Raw genomic sequence first — 6,018 nt, forward strand, 5'->3', positions numbered from 1 at the left:
ATGCACGTGCTTGTCAAAGGCGCGGGCGTGGCCGGTCTCGCCGTCGCCCATGAACTCGCCAGTTGCGGCGCCGATGTCACTGTCGTCGAGCGACAGCCCGCCATCGGCGGTGGCGCGTCTTGGCTCGCCGGCGGCATGCTCGCGCCCTATTGCGAGCGGGAGAGCGCCGAGGAAGACGTGATCCGGCTGGGCCTGCCCGCCGCGGAGTGGTGGGAGGCTGCACTTCCGGGCAGCGTTTGCTTCAACGGAACGTTGGTTGTCGCGCCGTCTCGCGATATGGCCGAGTTGCGGCGCTTCGCCGCGCGCACGCGGGGCCATCGGCAGCTTTCCGTCGACGAGATCGGAGTACTGGAGCCGGACCTTGGCGGGCGTTTCCAGGCAGGCCTCTTCTTCGAGGAGGAAACCCATCTCGACCCGCGCCGCGCGCTGCAGGGGCTGCACGCGAAGCTTACCCTGCTCGGTGTCGACTTTGTCTTTGGGCAACCCGGCGCCCCGCCCGGCGCGCACTTCGACCGCATCCTCGATTGCAAGGGCATGGCCGCCGCACGCTCGCTCCCCGGCCTGCGCGGCGTGCGCGGCGAGGTGCTGGTTCTCAGAACATCCGAGATCTCGCTTTCCCGACCGGTACGCCTGCTCCATCCGCGTATTCCGGTCTATGTCGTGCCGCGCTCGGGAAACTGCTTCATGGCCTAACCGGCCCGAAGCTGCGATTTTGGCCAAGTTTGGGAACATTTAATGAACGTCATGGCGTGGTCGGTGATTTCAGCAGCATAGCGACGTTTTCGGCGGTAAATTTGAAACCCCGCCGATCGGGTATCCGCTCGGCGGAGATGGGATATTTCGGCCGTCGAGGATCAATGCCGGTGACCCGGAATCTTTCACCTTCGACCGTGAACTCGCGTCCGAAGTCCGAGGGTGTCAAACCGTATCGCGCGGCCAGATACTCGAACATGTCCTTTTCGAGATTGAATGCTGTGCCGTCGGAGGCGGGAATGCTGACTCGGAACACCGGCTCGAAGGCAAAGCCGGACTCCAGGCTGCGCCAGCCGGCGCCCTCTATGACCAATCCATGATCCGCGGCGATCTTTTGGCAGGCCTCGAGCATCTGGGCATGGATTGCTTCGCAAGCTGCCGGTGTCAGGCGAGTCATGCGCTTGCCTTTGCTCATTCTGATTCGCCTTTCCGCACCTGGTCCACAGTTCCTCGCGAGATTGGCGTTAAGCACCGGCGCCGTGCCGCCGTTTGCGCGGTTTCAATTTCTTGGTCGCTTGCACCAACCATTCGATAGCGCCGGGCGTCGCCTGCCAAGCCTCGCCATTCTCTTCGACGTATTCGGCCGCCTCATCTTCGCCTCCCATGGTGATGTAGCCGTCCATGGAGGCAACCAGAGGCTGCTTGCCGGACAAGACGCCGGGCACATGGCGGTTGGCCAGCCAAGCCTCTTCGGCCAGTTGGTCGGCGTCTCGATCGTTCTCACGGAAGGCAAGCAGGGCCTGCGTATAGAGCCACGCGGCAACGCCATCGTCTTGGATGAGCTTCTTAAGGGCCTTGATGGCATTGCGCGCCAAAAGATGCCCGGCCAGTACGTAGCGAATGCCTTGATTGTCGTTGGGATTGAGCTCAAGCATAGCCCAATAATGGCCAATCGCCTCCTGATGCTGGCCGAGCCGCCACAGGGCGGCGGCAAGCCCGGCCCGCGCCCGCATATAGGGGCGGGTTTCAAGAAAGCCCCAGAAGTGTCCGGCATATTCCTCGAACCCCTCAGCCCCGAGCGCCTGTTCCCCCGCCTCCACACCCTTCTGGTACCAGGTGAGGGCTTCCTCGACGGATTTCGCCTCTTCCTCGGCCAGCAGCACATAGGCGTCAGCGCACAAGGGCGACACTTTGAGCGCTTTCCTGGCCAGGGCGATCCGTTTGCTGCGGGTAGTCGCCTCCCAGGCCTCATACATGATGTGTTGCGCCGCCTCGACCGGGTCGCTCCCGCGCAGCCGCCCGCCGGCCAGACTGGCCATGAACCCCTCCATGCCGCGCCGGTCCGGCAGCGGCGGCAGTGCGTTGTCATTCTTGGGCTTCTTGGCTTCACCGTCTTCTTCCGTGGCTTTCTTCGAGACAGGCATGGTGTTTCCTCCTATTGCGCGGTTACGCCGCCTGTTTCCGCTCGAAATCGATGCGGCGATTGAGATCAAGATCGAAGCGGCCGTAGGGATTAACATGGCCGTAGATCAGTGGTGTGAGACCGCGATAGTCTTCCGGCGCAAGCCGCGCTGCCCATTTCGGCTCGCTCAGCACCGACTGCATCATCCTGGTGTTCACATAGACCAGCGACGCCTGCAGCAGATGCAGGGCCAGCGCCGAGATCTCCTGATCCTCCAGCCGGTTGGTGGCGATCTCGCCGCCCTTGCCGAAGAACACGAAGCTGGTGGCGCTGTTCCAGTTCTCGACCACGTTCAGACCTTCGTGGATTTCCCGGCGGAATGCCTCGTAGCGCAGATACCGGCACAGGAAGATCGTCTTCGCCGCCCTGCCGAGTTCGGCCAACGCCTTGTAGGTCGGATGCATCGCTTCGGCGCGGGCAAAGCGGCGCAGGATCGCCTCCGGATCGGCCGTCCCGCTGTGCATGGCGGCGGCTTATTTGACCATTTCGTTATATTGCTGCTCGATCTCGTCCCAGTTGATGACACTGGAAAGAACCGGCAGCAGATTGGGCAATTCCGCTCGCAGGCCCGGATAGGGCAGCGCCAGCTTCTGCCGGGCGATCGCCTTCAGGCGTGGCGCCAGCTCAAACCCAAGCAGATAGCAGAACGCAAAGCCGATCGCGCTCTGGCCATGGCTGTCGACGTATTGCCGCTGGATCTCCATGTCGGTGCAGTGCCGCAGCACGCCCTTAATCATCGCGGCGACCTCCGAGGACGAACACCGCTTGAGCTGCGAACAGATGCAGGTCGAACCCTTTTCGACATGCCAGTTAGATCATCACGCCGCGGCCACCGTAGCGGACATGCCATTCGGTCATCAGGTTGCCGTCCCAGGCCCCGAACTTCTTGGAATCCGATGCGCAGGTCGTGCCGGCCTCACCCCAGATGGCAGTGTTGCGGATGGCCAACGTCGCATTGGCGACCCCGGCGCAGGCCGCCTCGAGCGCGGCCCGGTCAGGGAAGCGCCGGCTCACGTGCAGCAGCTCCTCATAGCTGACATCCGGGCAGCCCGCCGCCACACGCTTCAGGCCGGCATTGGTGCCCAGCCCGTAAAGACACAAAAGCAGGCGCCGGTCGAGCACGTCTGGGGAGAGCGCCACGCGGGATGCCGACGTCTCAAAGGCGTTGAGAAAGCCGGTGTCCAGTGCCGTCTCCTTCAGCACGTCCAGGAGCTCCGTCATCGGCCAGCGCTGCCCGATGTCTGCCTTGACCGAACGAAGACCCTGCGGCTCCGGCAGCGGCTGAAAGGGCGTGATCGAGAGGCGGTTTTCGCCGCGCCACAGAATCCGCACCTTGTCGTTGGACGGGATTTCGGCGTTGAGCAACCGAAGTTCCCGCTCCAGTTCCGTCTTGATTTTCCGGCTGAAAGCGCGTGCATCCTGGGTCAGGTTCAACGCGCCATAATAGGCCCCGCGCCTGGCCTCGAAATCCCCCGGCAAATCCTCGTCCGGATTGCGATAGCGGTCCGCGCCCACCACCCAGATCTCCTTCGCCCGGATGCGGTCGCGCAATTGGCTGAGCACACAGAGCTCATAGCTGATGCGGTTGATACGCCCATCCTTGCCAATGATCGCGCTGCGCCATTTCGGCGGAATGACGCCCTCGATCGGCACGCCGTTCCTCGGAAGGACGCGGCATCCGCTGTCGAGCGTCCGCCTGATCCAGTCGAGAGCCTCAAGCACCGGCCGATGCACGGCATTGTTCGAACGAAACTCCAGAGCCGAAAGCAGCCGCGGCAGGATCCTTCGATAATGATTGGCGTAGGAGCCGCGCATCACCTCGTAGATCCGTCGCTCAAGCGTGCCCTTCGCCCGATGCTCCTTGACGATCGCCGCCAGCTCCTTGCGGCCCGCCACCGGAAAGATCACGTCACAGACCCGACCGTCCGGCGCCTCGATTGCCGCGCCGGCGATATCGACCAGCAGCCGCTCCTTGCCATAAACCTTCTCGATGTCGCGCGCGATGCCGGCAACGACCTTGCGCTTCGAGCGCACCCCGATCTTGTGAATGGCCTCCACCAGAAGATCGATCATGCCGTCGATGATCTGCGCTTCCCGCACCATCAGGAAGGCCGCATAGCGGCCCAGCTGTCGCCGTGGCGCGTGGCGGCGCATCTCCGACGCCTTTTCGGCACCGACCCGCCGAACAATCTGATCGATCCAGGATTTGCCGACGCCCGCGAGCATGTCCCTCGGCAATTCCAGCATCTTGATGAAAGCCAATCGGTCGGCAAGGGACAGCATGTTGTCCAGCGTCGCCGCGCCTGGATCATCCTTGAGGGCATGAAATCCGGTCGAACTCTCCGGCTCGGCGAGAGAGGCCTCCATCAGCGCCACCGCTTCCGGCCGCAGCCGGTCGGCGACGCTGCCGAGGAATGCCTCCACGAACCGTTGCCGCTCGGAGCGCACTAGGCGCTCCATCTCCTTTGCCGACGGCCCAAAGATCCGGCGATCCCGGCACCACAGAAAGACAGCCTCCAGCATCGCTGCAACCGATGTCCCGCCCGGGCAAAGCTCGGTCGCCATCCAGTCGGCAAGCGCGGCGCGATCCGCGCGCTGCATGCGGCGGAAGCCGAGATGACGCAGTATTTCCGCGGAGTGGCGCCGGCCCGAACGACCCGAAAAATCGTTGCCGACGTCAAGCTGGTCGGCCAGATAGGACACCGCCTCGTCGGGAACCTCGGCCGCCGTGGCGGCAAAATGTCCATACGTTGAAAAGAACTTCAGCTGTACTGCCAGCCCAAGCCTCGACCCAACCGGCTTGGCATTCACAAAGTCAACGTCGTCAAACGAGAGGCTCCACTCCCCAGCCAACGCCTCCGGCGAAACATACAAACCCATGCACCCACTCCCTGTTCCAGGAGGGGATGTTCAGTCACGCCACCAAGCCGGTCAATCCGTTCTGGCAACGTTCCACAACTTGGCCAAAATCGCAGCTTCGGGCCGGTTAGGCCTTCTTGGGCGCCGAGCGTAGCGCTTTTTTTTCGGGAGCGGTTATGTCGCCAATTTCGCGGTGCTGACGACCTTGCCGCAGAAGGACCTGGTCGTGCTTGATGAACTCATTCATGCCAGCGCGGATGAAGGCGCGCGGGCCGGCGCCCAGCACCGATTATCCGGAAAACTCCTGCGAAGTCATGACGTCAGCTCACCGGAGAGTTCTACCTGCAGATGACCACCGCAAGCAGAATGGCGGAGGGTCATAGGCGTGCCCCGCTTTGCCTGTCAAAGATGTGGACCCGGCGCGGATCGATCCTCAGTCTCACCTCTTCACCAGGCCGGACCGTAAGCCTATCTTTGACGATGGCTTCAATAGCGTCTTCGCCGAGTTTGGCGAAAACCTGTGTCTCAGAGCCGGTTGGCTCCAGCACAGAAACCGTTGCCGTCAAGCCGTCAGGCGCGATGTCGATATGCTCGGGACGTATGCCGTAGACGACCTGTTGACCACTCTGTGCCTTGACGCCACGAGCGGGCAGCACCGATCCAGTATCGGAAATGAAAATCCGTTCGCCATCCTTGGAGTCGATTCTGCCGTTGATGAAGTTCATGGCTGGCGAGCCGATGAAGCCGGCGACGAAGACATTCCCCGGATTGTCGTAAAGCTCGAGTGGTGCGCCGACCTGCTCCACCTTGCCATCCTTCATCACCACGATCTTGTCGGCCATAGTCATCGCCTCGATCTGATCATGGGTAACATAAACGATCGTAGTGCCGAGGAGGCGTTGATGCAGTTCCTTGATTTCAACCCGCATTGCCACACGCAATTTGGCGTCGAGATTCGACAAAGGCTCATCGAATAGAAAGACTTGCGGGTCGCGTACAATGGC

At 62.3% G+C, this 6,018-nt stretch carries 3 protein-coding genes and 3 pseudogenes; 2 read left to right on the forward strand and 4 right to left on the reverse strand.

Annotated elements, in window-relative coordinates:
* Positions 1-687 (forward strand): annotated as a pseudogene (locus ACWTU8_RS30260) (FAD-dependent oxidoreductase); the annotation flags it as partial.
* A gap of 55 nt (positions 688-742) precedes the next feature.
* Here ACWTU8_RS30260 and ACWTU8_RS30265 read toward each other — a convergent pair.
* From ACWTU8_RS30265 to ACWTU8_RS30275, 3 genes and pseudogenes are all read right to left on the reverse strand, one after another.
* Complete coding sequence (locus tag ACWTU8_RS30265; RefSeq protein WP_455851020.1) at positions 743-1,168, reverse strand: hypothetical protein; 426 nt, start codon at positions 1,166-1,168, stop codon at positions 743-745.
* A gap of 49 nt (positions 1,169-1,217) precedes the next feature.
* Positions 1,218-2,117: a hypothetical protein gene (locus ACWTU8_RS30270; RefSeq protein WP_455851021.1), complete on the reverse strand. Its 900-nt coding sequence runs from the start codon at positions 2,115-2,117 to the stop codon at positions 1,218-1,220.
* A gap of 22 nt (positions 2,118-2,139) precedes the next feature.
* A pseudogene (locus ACWTU8_RS30275) lies at positions 2,140-5,035 on the reverse strand (Tn3 family transposase).
* A 113-nt stretch (positions 5,036-5,148) separates the two neighbouring features.
* On the opposite strand from ACWTU8_RS30275, the pseudogene ACWTU8_RS30280 reads away from it, so the two are divergent.
* Positions 5,149-5,291: pseudogene (locus tag ACWTU8_RS30280) on the forward strand (8-amino-7-oxononanoate synthase); the annotation flags it as partial.
* A 100-nt stretch (positions 5,292-5,391) separates the two neighbouring features.
* On the opposite strand, the gene ACWTU8_RS30285 reads toward ACWTU8_RS30280, so the two are convergent.
* The coding region (locus ACWTU8_RS30285) for an ABC transporter ATP-binding protein (protein ID WP_455851022.1) at positions 5,392-6,018 on the reverse strand (627 nt) is incomplete at its 5' end.

Source organism: Mesorhizobium sp. BHbdii (assembly GCF_053848045.1).